The sequence below is a fragment of the Curtobacterium sp. MMLR14_010 genome (assembly GCF_001865015.1).
Classification (GTDB): Bacteria; Actinomycetota; Actinomycetes; order Actinomycetales; family Microbacteriaceae; genus Curtobacterium.
Window position 1 is genome coordinate 158,849 of the sequence record NZ_MJGV01000079.1, and the last position, 17,326, is coordinate 176,174.

The following is a 17,326-nucleotide window of genomic DNA, read 5'->3' on the forward strand; positions in this document are numbered from 1 at the left end:
CGACGGCCCTCAGCGTCGGTCGACGCGCGGCTCCGCCGGGACCGCACCGGTGGCGGCGTGTGCGGACTCGGAGGCCTCGGGCTCGGCCGGGTCGGTACCCCGCGCGCGACCGATGGAGTCCATCAGGTGGTAGACGACGATCGCCGCGACGGTGCCGACGATGATGCCGCCGAAGCTCGCCTGCCCGAACGAGAACGTGAAGTCGGCGATGCCGATGATGAGCGCGATGCCCGCGGTGAGCTGGTTCTTCGGCTTCGCGAAGTCGACGCGGTTCTCCACCCAGATCCGGATGCCGATGACGCCGATCAGGCCGTAGAGCGCCGTCGTCGCCCCACCGAGCACGCCCGCGGGGACCGACGAGATGACCGCGCCGATCTTCGGGGACAGCCCGAGCAGGACGGCAGCGATCGCGGCGACCCAGTACGCGGCCGTGGAGAAGACGCGGGTGGCGGCCATCACGCCGATGTTCTCGCCGTAGGTCGTCGTCGCGGAGCCACCACCGATGCCGGCCAGGACCGTCGAGATCCCGTCGGCGAACAGCGCCCGGCCGGTCAGCGGCGTGAGGTCACGACCGGTGAGCTGGCCGACGCCCTTGACGTGCCCGACGTTCTCGGCGACGAGGGCCAGGACGACGGGCACGAAGGCCAGGTAGATCGGCAGCTGCGCGGGGTCGAACGCGGGGGCCGTGAAGGTCGGCAGGCCGATCCAGGGGACGTCGGCGACGCCGGAGAAGTCGACCTGGCCGCCGATCAGGGCGGCCACGTAGCCGATCACGACGCCGATGACGATGGACAGGCGTCCGATCAGCCCCTTGAAGAGGACGGTGACCAGGATGATCGCGAGCAGGGTGATGAGCGCGATGACGGGCGACTTCGTGAAGTTGTCGCGCGCAGCCGGCGCCAGGTTGAAGCCGATGAGGGCGACGATCGCGCCGGAGACGATCGGCGGCATCAGGCGGTCGATCCAGCCGGCACCGGCCAGGTGGACGACGAGGCCGACGACCGCGAGCAGCGCACCGACCACGATGATGCCGGACAGCGCGAGCGGGATGCCGCCGATCTTCGTCGCGGCGCCGATCGGGGCGATGAAGGCGAACGAGGACCCGAGGTAGCTCGGCAGGCGGTTGCCGGTGACGAGCAGGAACATGATCGTGCCGATGCCGCTGAAGAGCAGCGTCGTGGACGGCGGGAACCCCGTCAGCAGGGGCACCAGGAAGGTCGCGCCGAACATCGCCACGACGTGCTGCACGCCCAGCCCGATCGTCCGCGGCCAGGTGAGGCGCTCGTCCGGCGCCACGATCGTCGTCGCGGAGACGGTCGCACCGTCACCGTGCAGCTTCCACGGAAGTCCCATGCGATGACCGTACCGGCACGGCGGCCCTCGGCGGAGGGGGGATGGACGAGCTGTGCGTCCCTGGATACGGTATGTGCAACATCAGTGAGGAGCCACCATGCCCGCGTCCACCAGCACCGTCGCCGGTCTCGGCGTCTGCACCGCCCTCGCCGTCACCCTCGTGGTCACACCCGCCGGGCCGGCGACCGCAGCTGCCCCCGGTCACGCCGGGCCGCCCGAGCAGGTCGCTGCCGCTGCTGCTGCTCCCGCCACCGCGGCCAGCGATCTGCCCCGGGACACGGCCTTCACCGCCGCCGTCACCTCCATCGACCACGGACTGGGCGTGGTGCGCTTGTCCGGGACAGCTCCCGCCGGGTCGTCCGTCGAGATCGGCGCAGACGTCGTCGCTCCGGTGAGCGCCGAGGCAGGGACGGACGGCCAGTGGACGGCCACCGTGCACTGCCGGTCCGGCGAGCGGGTGCTCACGGTGACCTCGGCGGCGACCGGTGAGGTCGTCGAGCTCCCCGTCGACCTGCTGGTCCTGACACCGCCCGGGATGATCGCGACCGTCGACGGCATCGCGCGGACGATCGCGCTCGAGGGGACCGGGTACCCGCGAGCCCACTTCGTGATCGAGGACGACGGCGTCGTGGTGGGGGAGACCGACGCGGACGACACCGGCGCGTGGGCGGTCACGCTCCGCGACCTCGCGTTCGGTCGACACCACATCGCCGCGTGGCAGTACTTCGACGGCACGCACAACGGCGGCGTCGACGAGGTCTACACCGTGTCCGGCAACGCGGTCGTCGCCGAGACCTCGGCGTCCCGGCAAACCGAACGCATCGTCCTGTCAGGGCGCGCCGCCGCGGGGACCATCCTGACCTTCGCCGACCGGAACGGCCCCGTCGCCGGCCCCGACGGGCACCCGCTCACGGTCGCGGTGGACGCCAGCACCGCGTGGACCGCGACGCTGCCGATCCCGGCGGACGCCCGGTTCGAGACCGTCACGGTGACCACCAGGGACGGCGACGTCGAGCTCGGCACGACCGACGCGCACGTGACGGTCCCGCTGCGGCTGACCGCGACCGCCGAGGAGCGCGCCGACGGGACGGTCCGGCTCGCGGGCACCGGCGAGATCGGTGGTGAGGTCGTGCTCGAGGACGAGACCGGCGAGCCGGTGACGGGGACGTCGGGTGCTCCGGTCTCGACCACGATCGGCCGGTCGTGGTCGATCGTCATGCCGCGTCGAGCGCTCCCGGCCACCGGGGTCGTCGCACAGCAGCGGGTGGACGGCGTCGACCAGGGCACCGTCCGACTCGCACTGTCGGCGCTGCCGGGCGGACCGGAGCAGCCGGAGCAGCCGGGGCCCGCAGGCCCGGGCGACGCGGGCGGACCGGGGTCGGCGGGCGGGCCAGGAGCGCCGACGGCCACGGACCGTGCCGGCGGCCACGACGGGGCGGCTGCCACCACCACCGGCGCCGTGGCCAGGAGCGGGCCGAGGGCGCTCGCGTTCACGGGCGCCGAGATCGGGTCGGCCGCGACGGCCTCCGCTGCGCTCCTGCTCGCCGGCGGCGCGGTGCTCCTCACCGGCGCGGTGCGTCGCCGTCGCCGTGGCGTGACGAGCGACTAGCGCCCCTCGGACGACGGGGTGGTCCGGAGGCGCCCGGTGACTATCGTGGAGCGCATGACCGACGTCGCAGGCACCACCGGAATCCACACCGACGAACTCGACCCTGACGTGTCCCCGAAGGACGACCTCTACCGGCACGTCAACGGGAAGTGGATCGCGGCGACGCCGATCCCCGACGACAAGGCGCGGTACGGCTCGTTCACGGTGCTGGCCGAGGCTGCAGAGGCCGCCGTGCGCACCATCGTCGAGCGCTCGCAGCTGGCTCCGGAGGGCACCGAGGAGCGCAAGGTCGGCGACCTCTACACGGCGTTCACGAACGAGGAGGCGCTCGAGGCCCTGGGCACCGGGCCGATCGAACCGCTCCTCGCCGAGATCGCCGCGATCGAGTCCACCGCGGACGTCGTCCGGATGGTCGGTCGCTTCGAGCGACTCGGCCTGCCGAGCTTCATCCAGCTCTTCGTCGACAACGACCCGGGCGACCCGGACTCCTACGTCGTCTTCCTCGAGCAGTCCGGGCTCGGTCTGCCCGACGAGTCGTACTACCGCGAGGAGCGCTTCGCCGACATCCGCGCGAAGTACCGCGAGTTCGTCGCCGCGATGTTCCCGCTCGCCGGGTTCGAGGCCGGCGCCGAGCGCACCGAGCACGTGATCGCGCTCGAGACGGCGCTCGCCGCGACCCACTGGGACAACGTCGCCACCCGCGACAGCCAGAAGACCTACAACAAGCTCCCGTGGGCCGAGGTCGCTGCGCTCGCACCCGGCGTCGACCTGCAGCGCTGGTGGGAGGCGATCGGCGCCCCCGCCGGGGCCTTCGAGACCGTGGTCGTCCGGGAGCCCTCGTTCCTCACCGGCCTCGCCGAGCTGCTCCGCGACCAGCCGCTGACCGTCTGGAAGGACTGGCTCAGCTGGCAGGTCATCCGGGGCTCGGCGCCGTACCTGACGAGCGCGTTCTCGGCGACGAGCTTCTCGTTCTACGGCACGGCCCTCACCGGTGCGCCCAAGCAGCGCGAGCGGTGGAAGCGTGGCATCTCGCTCGTCGAGGGCGCGATGGGCGAGGCGGTCGGCCGGATCTACGTCGCCGAGCACTTCGACGAGACCTCGAAGGTCACGATGGACGACCTCGTGGCGAACCTCGTCGAGGCCTACCGCCAGAGCATCACCGCGCTCGACTGGATGACCGACGAGACCCGGGCCCGTGCGCTCGACAAGCTCAGCAAGTTCACGCCGAAGATCGGGTACCCGGTGAAGTGGCGCGACTACTCCGCGCTGCCCGTCGCGGCGGACGACCTGCTCGGCACCGTCCGCGCCGTGGCCTCGTTCCAGGTCGACCGCGAGCTCGGCAAGATCGGCACCCCGATCGACCGCGACGAGTGGTTCATGACGCCGCAGACGATCAACGCGTACTACAACCCCGGCTTCAACGAGATCGTCTTCCCGGCCGCGATCCTGCAGTTCCCGTTCTTCGACGCCTCCCGCGACGCCGCCGCCAACTACGGCGCGATCGGTGCCGTCATCGGCCACGAGATCGGCCACGGCTTCGACGACCAGGGCTCTCAGTACGACGGCGACGGTCGTCTGCAGGACTGGTGGACCGAGGCCGACCGTCAGGCGTTCGAGGAGCGCACCAAGGCCCTCATCGCGCAGTACGACGCCCTCGTCCCGACCGAGGTGCCCGACGGCCACGTCAACGGTGCGCTCACGATCGGCGAGAACATCGGCGACCTCGGCGGCCTCTCCATCGCGTGGAAGGCGTACCTGATCTCCCTCGACGGCCAGGAGCCCCCGGTGATCGACGGCCTGAGCGGAGCCGAGCGGTTCTTCCTGAGCTGGGCACAGGCCTGGCAGATGGCGATCCGACCGGAGGAGGCCGCCCGCCTGCTGTCGATCGACCCGCACTCGCCGACCGAGTTCCGCTGCAACCAGGTGGTCAAGAACATCGACGTGTTCTACGACACCTTCGGCGTGACGGAGCAGGACGCGATGTACCTCGACCCCGCCGAGCGCGTCGCCATCTGGTGATGGTCGAGCCCGACGCGGCGCCGTCGTCGCGGCGCCGTCGCCACGACGGTCGCTCCGGCGCGGGGACCCGCGCCAGGGGACGGCACCGTGGCGGCGTCGAGGACCGATTCGTCGCGACGGTCGACGCGCTGGGCTCCCTGGCCCACGACGGCGCCGGGGTCAGCGCGTCGGTCATCGACACGTCGACCGGCCGGGCGTTGCTGGCGGTGGACGACCGGCTCGTGCAGCCCGTCGGCAGCCTCGGGCGGGTGCTGCTCCTGACCGAGGTCGCGGCACGGCTCGAGGACGGCCGGCTGCACGGCGACCGGCTGCAGCGGATGGCCCGGGACACCGCGACCGGGCCCGGCCTGTGGCAGTTCCTGCAGGAGCCCACCATGCAGGTCCCCGACCTGGCGACCCTCGTCGCGGCGACCGCCGACGCCTGGGCGACGAACGCCCTGCTCTCGCTGGTCGGGATCGACGCCGTCCGCGAGCGTGCCGAGGCACTCGGCGTCGAGCGCTCGGCGTTCATCGACCGGGTCCGGGACCGTCGTGGTCCCGACGACGCCCCCGACATCGCCGTCGCCGCCTCGGGTGAGCTCAGCTGGCTGATGCGCGGGCTCGCCCTCGGCGAGGTCGTCGACGAGGGGGTCTCGAACCGGGTCCTCGGGTGGTTGTCCCTCGCGGCCGACCTGTCACTCGTCGCCGGGGCCTTCGGTCTCGATCCGCTGGCGCACCGCGCACTGGACCACGGCCTCCAGGCGGTGTCCGTCACCGGTGTCGGACGCGGGGTCCGTGCCGAGGCCGGGGTCCTGCGGGGCCCGGGTTCCTCGGTGAGCTACGCGGTGACGGTCACGTTCGCCGACGACACCCTCGACCAGCGGCTCGCCGTGGTCGAGGCCCTGCGCACGATGGGCACCGAGGTGCTCGAAGCCGTGCACGTGACCGCCACCCGCTGACCGCGACCGCCGACGCAGAACGGCCCCGACACGTCACGTGTCGGGGCCGTTCCTGACCAGCCTCAGCCGTGCTTCTTCGCGGCCTTGGTGATCTTCTTCGCGAGCTTCTTGCGTCCCTTGCGGGCGCGGGGGTCGTTCCACATCTTCCGGGCGGTCTCGCCCTTGGACTGCTTGATGACCGGGCGGTTCGACCGCGATCCGATCACGAACGCGATGAGCACGACGGCTCCGATGACGATGACGCGGTTGCGCATGGGGGTTCCCTTCGGTGGTGGGCACCGGCTGGTCAGCCGGTGACCCGTCGGACGAGGTCAGTGATGATGGGCCAGACGTCGCCGGCTCGGTCGGCAGACCCGACGGCGACGGTGACGAGCGGGTAGACGGTCACTGCGAGGGTGACCAGCACCGCGAGGACCACGGGGATCCATGCGGCCACCGTACGGCGTCGGGTGACGGCGAGGACCAGCAGGCCGAGGACCACCAGACCACCGAGGACCGTCACGAGCGTGACCCGGATGACCGGGAACGGCACCAGGCCGGCCGTCGTCGCGGTGACGCCGGCGAGGAAGCCGACGAGCGGCAGGAAGCCGGCGGTGAAGACGAGCAGGACGACCAGCACGCCGACGACCGTGGCGATCCAGACGCCGCGGGCGCGGGGCGGACGCTCGCGTCCGAACCGACGGCCGCTGCGTCCGGACCAGGCGGTCATGCGCGGGTGTCCTCGGTCGTGTCCGCGGTGGTGCGGGCGTCGTCGGCAGCGGCGCGGGCCGCGTCAGCGGCGTCGCCGGCGCGCTCGGCACCGGCGTCGACGGACGCCGTCGCCTGGTCTGCCTCGGCCTCGACGACGTCGTGCAGCTGGTCGGCGGCGCTCGCGGCGGCGTCCCGGGCGGCGTCGGCGGCGTCGGCGGCCTTGTCGGCCACGTCGGACGCCGCGTCGGCGGTGCGGTCGCGGGCGGTGTCGACCGCGTCGGCGGTGGCGTCGACCGCGTCGGCGGTGCGGTCGCCGGCGGTGTCCGCAGCGTCCTCGACGGCGTCACGGGCGTGGCGGGCGGTCTGCTTGGCCGAGTCGGCGGCAGCGGCGGCGGTCTCGGAGGCGCGCTCGAGCGCCTCGGTGCCGGCCGTGCGGGCACGGTCCGCGGTGTCCCGGACGCGGTCGGACACGTCCGACGCGGTCGCACGCGCCTGGTCGGCAGCGTCGGCGGACGCTGCACGCACCGACGACGCAGCGTCGGCGGACGCCTCCCGCACGGATGCCGCAGCATCGGCGGCCGTGTCACGCACCGTCGAAGCAGCGTCGGACGCGGTGGCACGCACCTGGTCGGTGGCGTCCTTGACGGCGTCGGAGGCCTTGTCGATCACGGACGGCTCGTCGTCGAACGGCCCGTGCACGTCGGTCACGTGGACCTCGACGTGGGCGGGGCGGTGCGCCGTCTGCTCGACGGCGCGGGCGACCTGCGACCGGACCTCGTCCGCGACGGCGGTGACGGGCTGGGGGTACTCGACCACGAGCGACACCCGGACGTCGAGCGCCGTGTCGGCGTCGTCGACGGTCACGCCGAGGGCGCTGCCGGCCCGGCCGAGACGGGAGCGCACCTGGTCGGCGGCTCGCTCCACCAGGCTGCCGAGGTGGTGCACACCGTCGACGCCGAGGGCGGTGACGGCCGCGGTCCTGGCGGCGATCGTCAGGGTGCTCGCGTCCTCGGGCAGTGGATCGGTGAGCGACGCGGGCAGCTCCACGTCGATGACGTGGGTGCGGGCGTGGGTGTCGTTCTGCATGGTCTCTCCTCCTCGGTCAGGGTGCGTCCGGTGCCGGACAGGCGACGACGGGGCACCCGTGGCGGGTACCCCGTCGTCGTCGGTGGTGGTGTCCTAGCGCTTGAAGACGTCCTTGACGTCCTCGCCGGTCTGCTTGACGTCAGCGGCGGCCTGGTCCTTCTTGCCCTCGGCGACCTTGGAGTCGTCGTTGGTCGCGTTGCCGAAGGCCTCCTTCGCCTTGCCGGCGATGTCCTGAGCGGCGTTCTTGATCTTGTCGTCGAGTCCCATGAGGGGTCCTTTCTCGAGGTGGGCGCGAGCCCGGTGGGGTGGAGGGTGAGCCGGGAGGCTCGGGGTGCGTCCGCCGGTCGGCGTCAGCCGACGCGGGACGGCTTGGCGAGGACCGAGCGGGTCCCGCCGGTGAGGTGGACGAGCACGGGGACCGGCCGTCCGAGGGTGCGGTCCAGGACCGCGAGGGCGTGGTCGACGGCGTCGAGGACGGCGACGGCGTCGCCACCGCGGCGCACGGCCACCTTGATCCGGGCGGCGCGCTGCCGGCGGACCAGGAAGACGTCGACCTTCGCGTTGACGACGTCCCGGACCTCACGGAGCTCGTGTTCCACGACGTCACGGACGAGCGCGACGTTGATCGTCACGGCGTCGTCTCCGGAGCGTTCCCGGACGGCGATGGACGTGCCGCCCCCGCCGCGGGTGAACACCCAGATCATGGCGAGCACGATGACGACCGCGCACGCCACGGCCACGATCCACAGCGACGCCGCGGGGACGTCGATGCTGCGGGGCAGCTCGAGGTACGGACGGACCGCGTCGCGGACCGCCGGGAGGACGCCGGCGCCGATGGTCAGACCGACCAGGACGGCGATGATCCCGAGGACGAACAGGATGATGCGGTTGAGGGTGCGGTTGCTCCTGGTCATGACAGCGTCCCCTGTTCTGCGATGCGGACCTTGACCCGACGACCGAAGCGCTCGTCGAGCTGGCCGAGGCGTTCCTTGACGGCGTCGCGCACGACGCCCTCGTCCACGGCGATGCCGGAGACCGGGACGACCCGGACCTCGGTGCTGGTGCCACGTGAGGTGGCGGTGGTGTTGCCGTCCGGGACGCCCGCTGCGGTGCCGGCGGCGTTCGCTGCCGTCGCCGCGATGATGCGGGTGTCGATGATGACCGCGCCGCGCTCGTGCGGGACGGGGGAGCGGTGCTGTCGACCGGGCTTCAGTGCCAGCACGACCAGGACGATCCCCAGCACGACGAGCACGCCGGCGATCACCTCGGCGATCGTGACGAAGGCGGCGTCCGGGCGGAGCGCCGTGTCGACGGCCGTCTGCGGGTCGGCGAGCAGGGGTGCTGCGCCGACCGCGCGGAGGACGGACTCGGTGCCGATCCAGGCGGCGACCAGGGCGAGCACCACGAGCGCGACGGACACGGCGGTGGAACGGGAGCGGTGCACGCTCCGGCGCCGGATGCGTCGCTCGACGCCGCTGGCGCCGTTGGGACTGCTGCTCATGATGGTCTCCTAGCGGACCCGGGTGTCGCGCTCGCGCACGATCCCGGTCAGTTCGATGTGGGCACTGCCGACCCGACGGCCGGTGAGCTCGCTCACGCGGTCGCGGACCTCGGAGGCCGAGGTCGTGGCGCGGCCGACGAGGTCGTCGGCCGCGGCCATCGGGCCGGTGATGTCGAGTGCCAGGGACCCTCGGTGGTCACCGAGGGACACCCGGACACGACGGGCCGGAGCACCGAGGTGTTCGGCGGCCACGGCGCGGGCGCACGAGGTCAGGGCGCGCGCCGTGATCTCGACGCGGCCCGGGACCTCCGGGCCGCCGGTCACTTGGAGCTCCGGCGTCCGGTCAGCACGTCGGTCAGGGCACCGCGGTCGATGCGTCCGGACACGAGGGCGGCCACGAGGGCGCCGACCGCGGCGAACACGACGACGAGGACGAAGCCCCAGAAGCCGAACTGCAGTGCGACGACTGCGAGGATGGCGCCGATCAGGGCGCCTGCGAGTGTGGTGCTCATGCGACGCGCGCTTCCTTCTTGTCGTCGTCCTCGTCGTCGTCACCCGGGATGAAGACGTCCTGGACGGTCACGTTGACCTCGGCGACCTCCATGCCGACGATCTGCTCGAGGGCACGGGCGACGGAGGAGCGGACGCCCTCGGCGACCTGCTGCAGCGGCACCGGGTACTCGGCGACGATGGTGATGTCAGCGGCGACCTGCTTCTCGCCGACCTCGACCTTGACGCCCTGCGAGAGGTCGCGCTGGCCGATGGCGTCACGGAGTGCGCCGATGGCACGGGCTGCGCCGCCGCCGAGTCCGTGCACGCCGTTGACCTCGCGGGCGGCGATGCCGGCGACCTTCGAGACGACGGTGTCGTCGATGACGGTCTTGCCGGTGGTGGAGCCGTTCGTGTTCGCGTGCGAGCGGGTCGCGTTCGCGGTCGTCGCAGCGGTGGTGGGGGTGGTCGTGGTGTCGGCCATGGGTGTCTCCTTCCGAGGGCCCGCCGGGTGTTCCCAGCGGTTGCTGTTCACGGATGAGACGGGCTGGGGTCGAGAGAAGTCACACGCCGATCGCGGTTCCCAGACTTCTGCCAGACAGCAGCCCGTTCGGGCCGTCCTTGTCCCCCGATCGGCGGACGGATCAGCGCTCGACGCCGTTTTCGTCCGTCGCGTTGCGTTCTGCCCGTTCGGCAGCCGCAGCCCGGACGACGCGGAGATGGGCCATCGGCGTGGTGCCGCACTCGTCCTGGAACAGCTGCTGCAGTCGACGAGGACGTACCCCGGTCGCGTCGGCGATCGTGGCGACCGTCAGGGGCTCCTCGGCGTGCTCGGCGATGAACATCAAGGCCTGTCGGACACGGGCGGAGGGCTCCCCGGTCGCGAGCTGCGGGCCCCGTGCTGCCGTGAGTGTCTCGCCGGGGCTCTCCCCGAACCGCTCCCGGTACGTCGCGGCGAACCGGCCGGCGTTCGTGAAGCCCCAGCACCGTGCGACGTCGACGACGCCGTCGTCCCCACTGCCGTGCAGGAGCTGCCGACGGACCTCGTCCAGGCGGTGGTCGCGGAGGAACCGGCTCGGGGTGACGCCGAGCGTGCGGACGAACACGTCCTGCAGGCTCCGTTCGCCGAGGCCCGCCGCGGCCGCGATCGCCCCGACGGAGGGCCGCTCGCGAGCGTGGTCCTCGATGTACCGGATCGCGTCCCGCAGGCGGTTCGCCAGCGGGACGTCGTCGTCGACGTCGCGCAGCGGGAACGTGTCGAGCACGACGACGGCCAGGCGGCGGTTCAACGCCGTGCGCATGGCCCCCTGCACGCGGTCGTCGAGGAGCGCCGGGGTGAGTTCGCGCAGCAGCCGTCGGAGTGGCTCGCGCCGGGCGACGACCTCGTCCTGCTGGGCGAACAGCAGCGGGCCGTCGGGCTGCCGGTACCCGAGCTCCCGCCCGACCATGCGGAGGAACCGGTCCGCGACGTGCACGCCGTTGTAGACCGTCTCCTCGGACTCGAACCGGTAGGCCTCGGACGCCGAGGCGATGTAGGGAGCGCCCGGTCGGACGACGCGGACCCGGTCGGCGAAGTGCATCTCGAGCGTGCCCTGGGACAGCCAGAAGACGACGTGGTCCTCCCGCGGGCCGATGACGCCCGTGCGCCGACCGCCCGTCGCGCGCATCGTCCGGAGGGACAGGTCGTCGTCGCCGACCACCGTGTACTCGTACCGGGTGCCGGGCGCGACCTGGGTCTCGGTCGCGAACTCCGACCCGCGGTACTCCGCGCTGAAGATGGCGTCGTAGTCGGTGCCGTCCTCGTCCGAGAACCGCAGTCGGCGGAATCCGTTGGACGACGTGCTCACGCGTCCATCCTCACACCCGTGCCCGGCCCGGGTCGATGACCATCATCGGGGGCCAGTGCCCCGCGGTCTGCCCGGTCCGGAGGACACTCAGGGTGCACGAGCACACTCGCCAGCACACGGCAGCGATGCCGCCCACGCACCCTGGAGGACGACCATGGCAGGCAAGCACGAGCAGATCCGCGGCGAGTCCGACCGCGCCGACGGCGTCGAACCAGCCGCAGGCGCCTTCGTCGACAGCGACATCCCCGGCGAGGCCACGCCGCGGTCCGAGGAGCCCGTCGGCGAGTTCGTCGAGAGCGACATCCCGGGCGAGGCGACGCCGACCAACACGGACACCGACGGCGAGTACGTCGATTCGGACATCCCGGGTGAGGACGCGGACGAGGACACGGCACGGGCCTCGGCCGAGGTCGGCCACTACGTCGACACCGGCACGGGCACCGACGACACCGAGAACGGCTGAGTCCGCGTCGTCAGTCGACGAGCTGCGCCTGCGTGAGCAGGCGCAGCGTCTCCACGCCCGCCGGCGGGCACCGGTCCGCGTCCGCCGAGGTGACCCACTCGACCTCGTCGACCTCTGCGGAGGCGACGGGCGAGGGGGTGTCCAGCGGGCCTCCCGGCCTGGCCAGGAAGAGCGTCATCGCGACCACCGTGCCGGGCGCCTGCCCGTGCGCCGGTTCGGTCACGACCGCGAACTCGTCGACGTCGGCCGCGGTGAACCGCAGGCCGGTCTCCTCGAGGGCCTCACGTACGACGGCCTGGACGGCCGTCTCGCCGGGTTCGACCTTGCCGCCGGGCAGGTAGAGGACGTCCCGTCCGCGCGCCCGCACCATCAGGACACGGCGTTCGCGCACCAGCAGGAGCGCGCTCACCCGCAGGACCGGTGCGTCAGCCGGGAGGCTCAGCTGGCGTCCGCAGCGTCGGTGCCGTGTGTCGGGGCGGTCCGGTCCGCCAGCGGCACGACGGGCGCGGGCACGTCCAGCTCCGCCTCGGGCTCCGGCCGGACGCCGTAGAGGGCGTCGAGCGCCTGGACGAACTCGTCGCCGCGCCCAGCGCGACCGAGCTCCCTGGCGCGGACCGACGGCCGGTGCAGCAGCACCCCGACCAGGTGCCGCAGCGCCCGCTCGGTCTGCTCCGCGGACTCCGGCGTGACGTCGCCGCGCCGGGTCGACCGCTCGATCTCGGCGTCGAGGATGTCGAACACGTGCTTCCGGAACGCCACGAGCGCCGGCGTCGTCGACTGCTCCATCGCCTGGGCGCGGAACCGGGAGACGGCGTCCTCGACCATGGCGCGGGCCTCGGACTCGGCGTTCAGCTCGGAGACCGGCGCGTGGATGCTGATCGTCTCGAGGTCGAGGAGCTCCGTGCCCTGCACCTGTGCGGCAGCGGGGTCGACGTTCCGGGGGAGTCCGAGGTCGATCACGATGCGCCGGACGCCGTCGTCGAGGTCGGCGGCGCTGATGACCGGGACCTGGCTCGAGGTGCAGGTGATGACGACGTCGCTCGACGCGATCGCCTGGCGCAGGTGGTGCGCGGCGACGAGGTCGTGCTTGGCGGCGAACCACGGGGCGCGGCCGGACGGCGAGTAGACCTGGATCCGCTCGGCGCCGCGGTCGCGCAGGGCGGCGATCGTGGTGGCGGCGTAGCTGCCCGTGCCGACGAGCAGGACGTTCGCACGGGCCCAGTCGGTCACGCGGGACGACGCGAGCTCGAGCCCGAGGCGGACGAGCGAGCGGCCGGCGGCACCGATGCGCGTGCGGGTCTTGACGCCCCGGGAGGTGTGCGCTGCCTCCTGGAACAGGCGCTCGAGGTCGGAGGTGGTGGTGCCGTTGGCGCGGGCGTCCTCGAGCGAGCGGCGGACCTGCCCGGAGATCTCGGTCTCGCCGATGACGACGGACTCGAGGCCGCTCGAGACGGCGAAGAGGTGCTGGACGACGTCCTTGCCGCCGAGCACGGACACGGACTCGAGGACCTCGGTGCCGACGAGCCCGCTGGCCTGGGCGACGGCGTCGACCGTGGCGGTCACCGCGGAGTCGCGGTCGTCGCCGGCGATGTCGAGGTAGGCCTCGAAGCGGTTGCAGGTCGCGAGGACCACGGCGCCGTCGAGGACGTCCGAGTCGGTGACCAGTCTGCTGGCCGCCGCGGGTGCGCCGATGCTCAGTCGCTCCAGGAGGTCGAAGCTGGCGTTGCGATGCGACGCCGTGAGACAGATGAGCACGTACTCGATGGTACCGCGCTCGGTGGGAGAATCGTGCGGTGACCGACGCATCCACAGCCGCACTGCCAGCCACGCACCCGCTCGCCGACGGACGGACCGCCGGATCGGCCCTGGTCCGGGCCCTGCGGGGCGACCGTCCGGAGACCCTGCCGGTGTGGTTCATGCGCCAGGCGGGCCGGTCGCTGCCCGAGTACCGCGACCTCCGCGTCGGCACGGCCATGCTCGACGCCTGCCTCGACCCGGCGATGGCGTCGGAGATCACACTGCAGCCGGTCCGTCGGCACGGGGTCGACGCCGGCATCTTCTTCAGCGACATCGTCATGCCGATCAAGCTCGCCGGCGTGGACGTCGAGATCGTCCCGGGCCGCGGACCCGTGCTCGGCTCGCCGATCCGCACGGTGGCGGACGTCGACGCGCTCGAGGCCCTCGACCCCGCCGCGCTGGCACCCATCGCCGAGGCCGTCACCCGCACCGTGGCCGAACTCGGCAGCACACCGCTCATCGGGTTCGCCGGGGCGCCGTTCACCCTCGCGGCCTACCTGGTCGAGGGCGGCCCGTCGAAGGACCACATCCGCGCCCGCACGCTCATGCACGCCGACCCGGTCACGTGGTCGCGGCTGCTGGCCTGGGCGGCCGAGGTGTCCGGCACCTTCCTCCGGGCACAGGTGCTCGCCGGCGCCTCGGCGGTCCAGCTCTTCGACTCGTGGGTGGGGTCGCTGTCGCGGGAGGACTACCTCGCCCACGTCGCACCGCACTCGGCCCAGGCCCTGTCGCACGTGTCCGACCTCGGCGTCCCGCGCATCCACTTCGGCGTCGGCAGCGGCGAGGTCCTGCGGGACATGACGACCCTCGGTGGCGACGCGGTCGCGGTCGACGCCGTCGGGGTGGACTGGCGCCTGCCGCTCGACCAGGCCGTCGAGCGGGTCGGCACCGGTGTCACCGTGCAGGGCAACATCGACCCGGCGATGCTCTCCGCCCCGTGGGAGGTCCTCGAGGCCCACGTGCGGCAGGTCGTGCGTCGTGGCGGTGCCGCTCGTGCCCACGTCGTGAACCTCGGCCACGGTGTCCCGCCGGAGACCGACCCCGCCGTGCTGACCCGGGTCGTCGAGCTCGTGCACGCCCTCGGGAGCGGCGCCGGGACCTCCGCATGACCGAGGCGATCGTCGTCGGAGGTGGGGTCGCCGGGCTGCTCGCGGCGCGGGACCTCGCCAAGGCCGGCGTGCACGTGGTGCTCGTCGAGGCCTCTGGCGTGCTCGGCGGGATGATCCGCCGGCACACCGTCGCGGGGATCGACCTCGACATGGCCGCCGACTCGTTCGCCACCAGGACCGACGCCGTCTCCTCGCTCGCGATCGAGCTCGGGCTCGGCAACGAGATCGTCTCCCCGGACCCGCGCGGTGCCTGGCTGATGACGCGCGACGGCCGCACCGCCCCGATGCCGGCGACCGGGCTCCTCGGCATCCCCGGCGTCCCGATGGCGGCCGACGTCCTCGCCGTCGTCGGGCAGGCCGGCGGGCTCCGCGCGCAGATGGACTCGCTGCTGCCGGCGCCCGTCGGTGCCCGGGCGACGTCCCTCGGCGCGATGGTCCGGAAGCGGATGGGAGCGAAGGTCCTCGACGACCTCGTGGTGCCCGTCGTCGCCGGTGTCCACTCCACGCACCCGGACGACCTCGACCCCGACCGGGTGGCGCCGGGGCTCCGCGACGCGCTCCTCCGCGAGGGCTCCCTCGCCCGGGCCGTCCTCGCGCTCCGGGCACGAGCGACCGCCGGGTCCGCCGTGCAGGGCATCCGCGGCGGCATCGTGCGCATCGTGGACGAACTCGTCGCCGACCTCGAGACCTGGCACGTCGACGTCCGGCTGCACACCCGCGTGACCCGGGTCGACCGGGCCGCGGTCGAGGTCGTCGGCGCCGACGGCACGACCGAGCGCCTGGTGGCCGACCACGTGCTCTCGGCGGTGTCCGACCCGACACGGACGACGGCGGCGACCCGCACGGGCATCGAGCTGGTCACACTCGTCGTCGACCAACCGGACCTCGACGCGGCGCCCCGCGGAACGGGCATGCTCGTGCACCCGGCGGCCACCGGGGTCCGGGCGAAGGCCCTCACGCACGCGACGGTGAAGTGGCCGTGGCTGGCCGACGCCGCCGGCGGGCACCACGTCCTGCGGCTCAGCTACGCGACCCCGGCGGCCGACGCGGCGGACGTGGCCACGAGCCTCCCGGTCGACCCCGCCAGCGAGACGGGCGTCCGGGCCACGACGGACGCGAGCGCCCTGCTGGGCCTGCCGGTGGACGCGGCACGCGTCCTGGGCGCCGCCTCCGTGCGCTGGCACGGCCCGGACACGCAGGCCGCCGGACTGGCCGAGGGGGTCGTCGGCATCGGCGAGGCCTCGAGCGGACGCGGGCTCTCCGGCATCGTCACCACGACCAGGGCAGCCGTCCGCGAGCTCCTCGGATCCTGAGCGGACCGCCGACCCGCCGAGGGCTACTGTTGGTGGAACGCCGGGACATCCTGCTCGGCGCATGAAACGCACACTGACTTTCGGAGGAACCATGCGAGGCAGGCTCCTGTTCGTCGCCGGCGCAGCACTCGGGTACGTCCTGGGATCGCGAGCCGGTCGGGCGCGCTACGAACAGATCAAGACCGTCAGCGGCAAGATCTGGAACAACGACAACGTCCAGAAGAGCGTGCACGGCGTCGAGGAGTTCGTCGCCGACAAGACGCCGGACGTCGCCGACTTCATCGGTGAGCAGACCAAGAAGGTCGTCCGCAAGGTCGGCCAGAAGAAGGACGCACCGACCTCATGACCGACACGCGTGACCGGAAGTCGCGATCGCTCTTCGGTCTCGTCGGGGACGTCCCCCAGCTCGTCAAGAACCTCGTCAAGGGCGAGATCGCGCTGCTGAAGGCCGAGCTGATGGGGAAGGCGAAGGTCTTCGCCCTCGCCGCCGGGCTCCTCATCGGTGCGCTCGTCATCGTGCTGTACGCCATCGGCGTGCTGCTGACGGCGGCCGTCATGGGCCTCGCGACCGTCATGCCGGCGTGGCTCGCCGCGCTCGTGCTCGCGTTCGTGATGCTCGTGGTCGCCGCGATCCTCGGGTTCGTGGGCTGGAAGCGGTTCAAGAAGGGGCTGCCGATCACGCCGAAGCGCACGATCGACAGCGTCAAGAACGACATCAACGCGGTCAAGGGCCTGGGCAAGAAGCCCACGCCCGAGGTCCAGCACGCGTCCCGCAAGCCGGACGTCAGCGGCCGGTTCTGACGCCCGACGTGTCGACCGTTCCCGCACCACACCGAGGAGTCCCAGTGACCGACCAGCACGACGACATCGCCGACCGCGTCGCATCGACCCGCGCCCAGCTCTTCGACACCCTCGACGCGATCGAGGACAAGCTCAACCTGCCGAAGCAGCTCGGCATCGCCGCGTCGAAGGTGAAGCGCGGCGTCGTCGAGAAGCGCCCCGAGTACCTGGCCGGGGTCGCAGCGGGCGTGACGGTGGTCGGGGGTATCGTCGTGCTGGTACTCCGACGGCGGTAGATCCGACAGGGGTCGCCCGCGGTCACGGGGTGCTCG

General features: G+C 72.7%; 22 protein-coding genes. 9 read left to right on the top strand and 13 right to left on the bottom strand.

All coding sequences use genetic code 11. The annotated features are described in order from the left end of the window. Window positions 1–9: 9 nt before the first annotated feature. On the bottom strand, window positions 10–1,353 hold the full coding sequence (locus BIU98_RS15860; RefSeq protein ID WP_071278712.1) for a uracil-xanthine permease family protein: 1,344 nt from the start codon (window positions 1,351–1,353) through the stop codon (window positions 10–12). Window positions 1,354–1,450: 97 nt separating this feature from the next. On the opposite strand from BIU98_RS15860, the gene BIU98_RS19595 reads away from it, so the two are divergent. The 3 genes from BIU98_RS19595 to BIU98_RS15875 are packed head-to-tail and all read left to right on the top strand — an operon-like array spanning window position 1,451 to window position 5,919. Continuing rightward, the gene (locus BIU98_RS19595) at window positions 1,451–2,962 is read left to right on the top strand and encodes a hypothetical protein (RefSeq protein ID WP_071278714.1); all 1,512 of its coding nucleotides are present in this window, start codon (window positions 1,451–1,453) and stop codon (window positions 2,960–2,962) included. 54 nt (window positions 2,963–3,016) lie between these two features. Further along, the gene (locus BIU98_RS15870; RefSeq protein WP_071278716.1) at window positions 3,017–4,981 is read left to right on the top strand and encodes a M13 family metallopeptidase; all 1,965 of its coding nucleotides are present in this window, start codon (window positions 3,017–3,019) and stop codon (window positions 4,979–4,981) included. After that, entirely contained in the window at window positions 4,981–5,919 is a 939-nt protein-coding gene (locus BIU98_RS15875; protein WP_071278718.1) for a serine hydrolase, read from the top strand. Before BIU98_RS15870 ends, BIU98_RS15875 begins: the two co-directional genes overlap by 1 nt. Window positions 5,920–5,981: 62 nt before the next feature. On the opposite strand, the gene BIU98_RS15880 is transcribed toward BIU98_RS15875, so the two are convergent. From BIU98_RS15880 to BIU98_RS15925, 10 genes are all read right to left on the bottom strand, one after another. Further along, complete coding sequence (locus BIU98_RS15880; protein ID WP_071278720.1) at window positions 5,982–6,173, bottom strand: hypothetical protein; 192 nt, start codon at window positions 6,171–6,173, stop codon at window positions 5,982–5,984. A gap of 32 nt (window positions 6,174–6,205) precedes the next feature. Further along, window positions 6,206–6,628 (bottom strand): MFS transporter permease, encoded by a 423-nt coding sequence (locus tag BIU98_RS15885; protein ID WP_071278722.1) that lies wholly within the window; start codon window positions 6,626–6,628, stop codon window positions 6,206–6,208. Next, window positions 6,625–7,695: an Asp23/Gls24 family envelope stress response protein gene (locus BIU98_RS15890; RefSeq protein ID WP_071278724.1), complete on the bottom strand. Its 1,071-nt coding sequence runs from the start codon at window positions 7,693–7,695 to the stop codon at window positions 6,625–6,627. Before BIU98_RS15890 ends, BIU98_RS15885 begins: the two co-directional genes overlap by 4 nt. 93 nt (window positions 7,696–7,788) lie before the next feature. Further along, window positions 7,789–7,962, bottom strand: a complete 174-nt coding sequence (locus BIU98_RS15895) for a CsbD family protein (protein WP_071278726.1) — start codon at window positions 7,960–7,962, stop codon at window positions 7,789–7,791. Window positions 7,963–8,045: 83 nt separating this feature from the next. Continuing rightward, complete coding sequence (locus BIU98_RS15900; protein ID WP_071278728.1) at window positions 8,046–8,609, bottom strand: hypothetical protein; 564 nt, start codon at window positions 8,607–8,609, stop codon at window positions 8,046–8,048. Then, a complete protein-coding gene (locus BIU98_RS15905) occupies window positions 8,606–9,196 on the bottom strand; it encodes a DUF6286 domain-containing protein (RefSeq protein ID WP_071278730.1) in 591 nt (196 codons plus the stop codon). Before BIU98_RS15905 ends, BIU98_RS15900 begins: the two co-directional genes overlap by 4 nt. Before the next feature lie 9 nt (window positions 9,197–9,205). Then, window positions 9,206–9,520, bottom strand: a complete 315-nt coding sequence (locus BIU98_RS15910; RefSeq protein ID WP_071278732.1) for a hypothetical protein — start codon at window positions 9,518–9,520, stop codon at window positions 9,206–9,208. Then, window positions 9,517–9,708 (bottom strand): DUF2273 domain-containing protein, encoded by a 192-nt coding sequence (locus BIU98_RS15915; RefSeq protein WP_071278734.1) that lies wholly within the window; start codon window positions 9,706–9,708, stop codon window positions 9,517–9,519. Before BIU98_RS15915 ends, BIU98_RS15910 begins: the two co-directional genes overlap by 4 nt. Continuing rightward, complete coding sequence (locus BIU98_RS15920; protein ID WP_071278736.1) at window positions 9,705–10,169, bottom strand: Asp23/Gls24 family envelope stress response protein; 465 nt, start codon at window positions 10,167–10,169, stop codon at window positions 9,705–9,707. The genes BIU98_RS15915 and BIU98_RS15920 overlap by 4 nt, the downstream gene beginning before the upstream one ends. 160 nt (window positions 10,170–10,329) lie before the next feature. After that, window positions 10,330–11,532 carry a helix-turn-helix domain-containing protein gene (locus BIU98_RS15925; RefSeq protein ID WP_071278738.1) on the bottom strand — a complete coding sequence of 401 codons (1,203 nt, stop codon included), beginning with the start codon at window positions 11,530–11,532 and terminating at the stop codon, window positions 10,330–10,332. Between the two features lie 154 nt (window positions 11,533–11,686). On the opposite strand from BIU98_RS15925, the gene BIU98_RS15930 reads away from it, so the two are divergent. Next, window positions 11,687–11,995: a hypothetical protein gene (locus BIU98_RS15930; RefSeq protein WP_071278740.1), complete on the top strand. Its 309-nt coding sequence runs from the start codon at window positions 11,687–11,689 to the stop codon at window positions 11,993–11,995. A 10-nt stretch (window positions 11,996–12,005) separates the two neighbouring features. Here the strand turns inward: BIU98_RS15930 and BIU98_RS15935 are convergent, their stop codons facing one another. Then, window positions 12,006–12,404 carry an NUDIX domain-containing protein gene (locus BIU98_RS15935; protein ID WP_083393318.1) on the bottom strand — a complete coding sequence of 133 codons (399 nt, stop codon included), beginning with the start codon at window positions 12,402–12,404 and terminating at the stop codon, window positions 12,006–12,008. Window positions 12,405–12,433: 29 nt separating this feature from the next. Further along, entirely contained in the window at window positions 12,434–13,750 is a 1,317-nt protein-coding gene (locus BIU98_RS15940; protein ID WP_071278742.1) for a glutamyl-tRNA reductase, read from the bottom strand. 38 nt (window positions 13,751–13,788) lie between these two features. On the opposite strand from BIU98_RS15940, the gene hemE reads away from it, so the two are divergent. The 5 genes from hemE (at window position 13,789) to BIU98_RS15965 (ending at window position 17,290) form a co-directional block, all read left to right on the top strand. Beyond that, window positions 13,789–14,901 (top strand): uroporphyrinogen decarboxylase, encoded by a 1,113-nt coding sequence (hemE, locus tag BIU98_RS15945; protein ID WP_071278744.1) that lies wholly within the window; start codon window positions 13,789–13,791, stop codon window positions 14,899–14,901. Further along, complete coding sequence (locus BIU98_RS15950; protein WP_071278746.1) at window positions 14,898–16,214, top strand: NAD(P)/FAD-dependent oxidoreductase; 1,317 nt, start codon at window positions 14,898–14,900, stop codon at window positions 16,212–16,214. Before hemE ends, BIU98_RS15950 begins: the two co-directional genes overlap by 4 nt. 91 nt (window positions 16,215–16,305) lie before the next feature. Continuing rightward, window positions 16,306–16,560: a hypothetical protein gene (locus tag BIU98_RS15955; protein WP_071278748.1), complete on the top strand. Its 255-nt coding sequence runs from the start codon at window positions 16,306–16,308 to the stop codon at window positions 16,558–16,560. Continuing rightward, window positions 16,557–17,015: a phage holin family protein gene (locus tag BIU98_RS15960; RefSeq protein ID WP_071278750.1), complete on the top strand. Its 459-nt coding sequence runs from the start codon at window positions 16,557–16,559 to the stop codon at window positions 17,013–17,015. Before BIU98_RS15955 ends, BIU98_RS15960 begins: the two co-directional genes overlap by 4 nt. Window positions 17,016–17,059: 44 nt before the next feature. Beyond that, window positions 17,060–17,290 carry a hypothetical protein gene (locus tag BIU98_RS15965; RefSeq protein ID WP_071278752.1) on the top strand — a complete coding sequence of 77 codons (231 nt, stop codon included), beginning with the start codon at window positions 17,060–17,062 and terminating at the stop codon, window positions 17,288–17,290. Window positions 17,291–17,326 lie beyond the last annotated feature (36 nt).

Excerpts from the sequence above, each read along its gene's own strand:
- BIU98_RS15860 (WP_071278712.1), bottom strand. The coding sequence starts at position 1,353 with ATGGGACTTCCGTGGAAGCTGCACGGTGACGGTGCGACCGTCTCCGCG.
- BIU98_RS19595 (WP_071278714.1), top strand. The coding sequence starts at position 1,451 with ATGCCCGCGTCCACCAGCACCGTCGCCGGTCTCGGCGTCTGCACCGCC.
- BIU98_RS15870 (WP_071278716.1), top strand. The coding sequence starts at position 3,017 with ATGACCGACGTCGCAGGCACCACCGGAATCCACACCGACGAACTCGAC.
- BIU98_RS15875 (WP_071278718.1), top strand. The coding sequence starts at position 4,981 with ATGGTCGAGCCCGACGCGGCGCCGTCGTCGCGGCGCCGTCGCCACGAC.
- BIU98_RS15880 (WP_071278720.1), bottom strand. The coding sequence starts at position 6,173 with ATGCGCAACCGCGTCATCGTCATCGGAGCCGTCGTGCTCATCGCGTTC.
- BIU98_RS15885 (WP_071278722.1), bottom strand. The coding sequence starts at position 6,628 with ATGACCGCCTGGTCCGGACGCAGCGGCCGTCGGTTCGGACGCGAGCGT.
- BIU98_RS15890 (WP_071278724.1), bottom strand. The coding sequence starts at position 7,695 with ATGCAGAACGACACCCACGCCCGCACCCACGTCATCGACGTGGAGCTG.
- BIU98_RS15895 (WP_071278726.1), bottom strand. The coding sequence starts at position 7,962 with ATGGGACTCGACGACAAGATCAAGAACGCCGCTCAGGACATCGCCGGC.
- BIU98_RS15900 (WP_071278728.1), bottom strand. The coding sequence starts at position 8,609 with ATGACCAGGAGCAACCGCACCCTCAACCGCATCATCCTGTTCGTCCTC.
- BIU98_RS15905 (WP_071278730.1), bottom strand. The coding sequence starts at position 9,196 with ATGAGCAGCAGTCCCAACGGCGCCAGCGGCGTCGAGCGACGCATCCGG.
- BIU98_RS15915 (WP_071278734.1), bottom strand. The coding sequence starts at position 9,708 with ATGAGCACCACACTCGCAGGCGCCCTGATCGGCGCCATCCTCGCAGTC.
- BIU98_RS15920 (WP_071278736.1), bottom strand. The coding sequence starts at position 10,169 with ATGGCCGACACCACGACCACCCCCACCACCGCTGCGACGACCGCGAAC.
- BIU98_RS15930 (WP_071278740.1), top strand. The coding sequence starts at position 11,687 with ATGGCAGGCAAGCACGAGCAGATCCGCGGCGAGTCCGACCGCGCCGAC.
- BIU98_RS15950 (WP_071278746.1), top strand. The coding sequence starts at position 14,898 with ATGACCGAGGCGATCGTCGTCGGAGGTGGGGTCGCCGGGCTGCTCGCG.
- BIU98_RS15955 (WP_071278748.1), top strand. The coding sequence starts at position 16,306 with ATGCGAGGCAGGCTCCTGTTCGTCGCCGGCGCAGCACTCGGGTACGTC.
- BIU98_RS15960 (WP_071278750.1), top strand. The coding sequence starts at position 16,557 with ATGACCGACACGCGTGACCGGAAGTCGCGATCGCTCTTCGGTCTCGTC.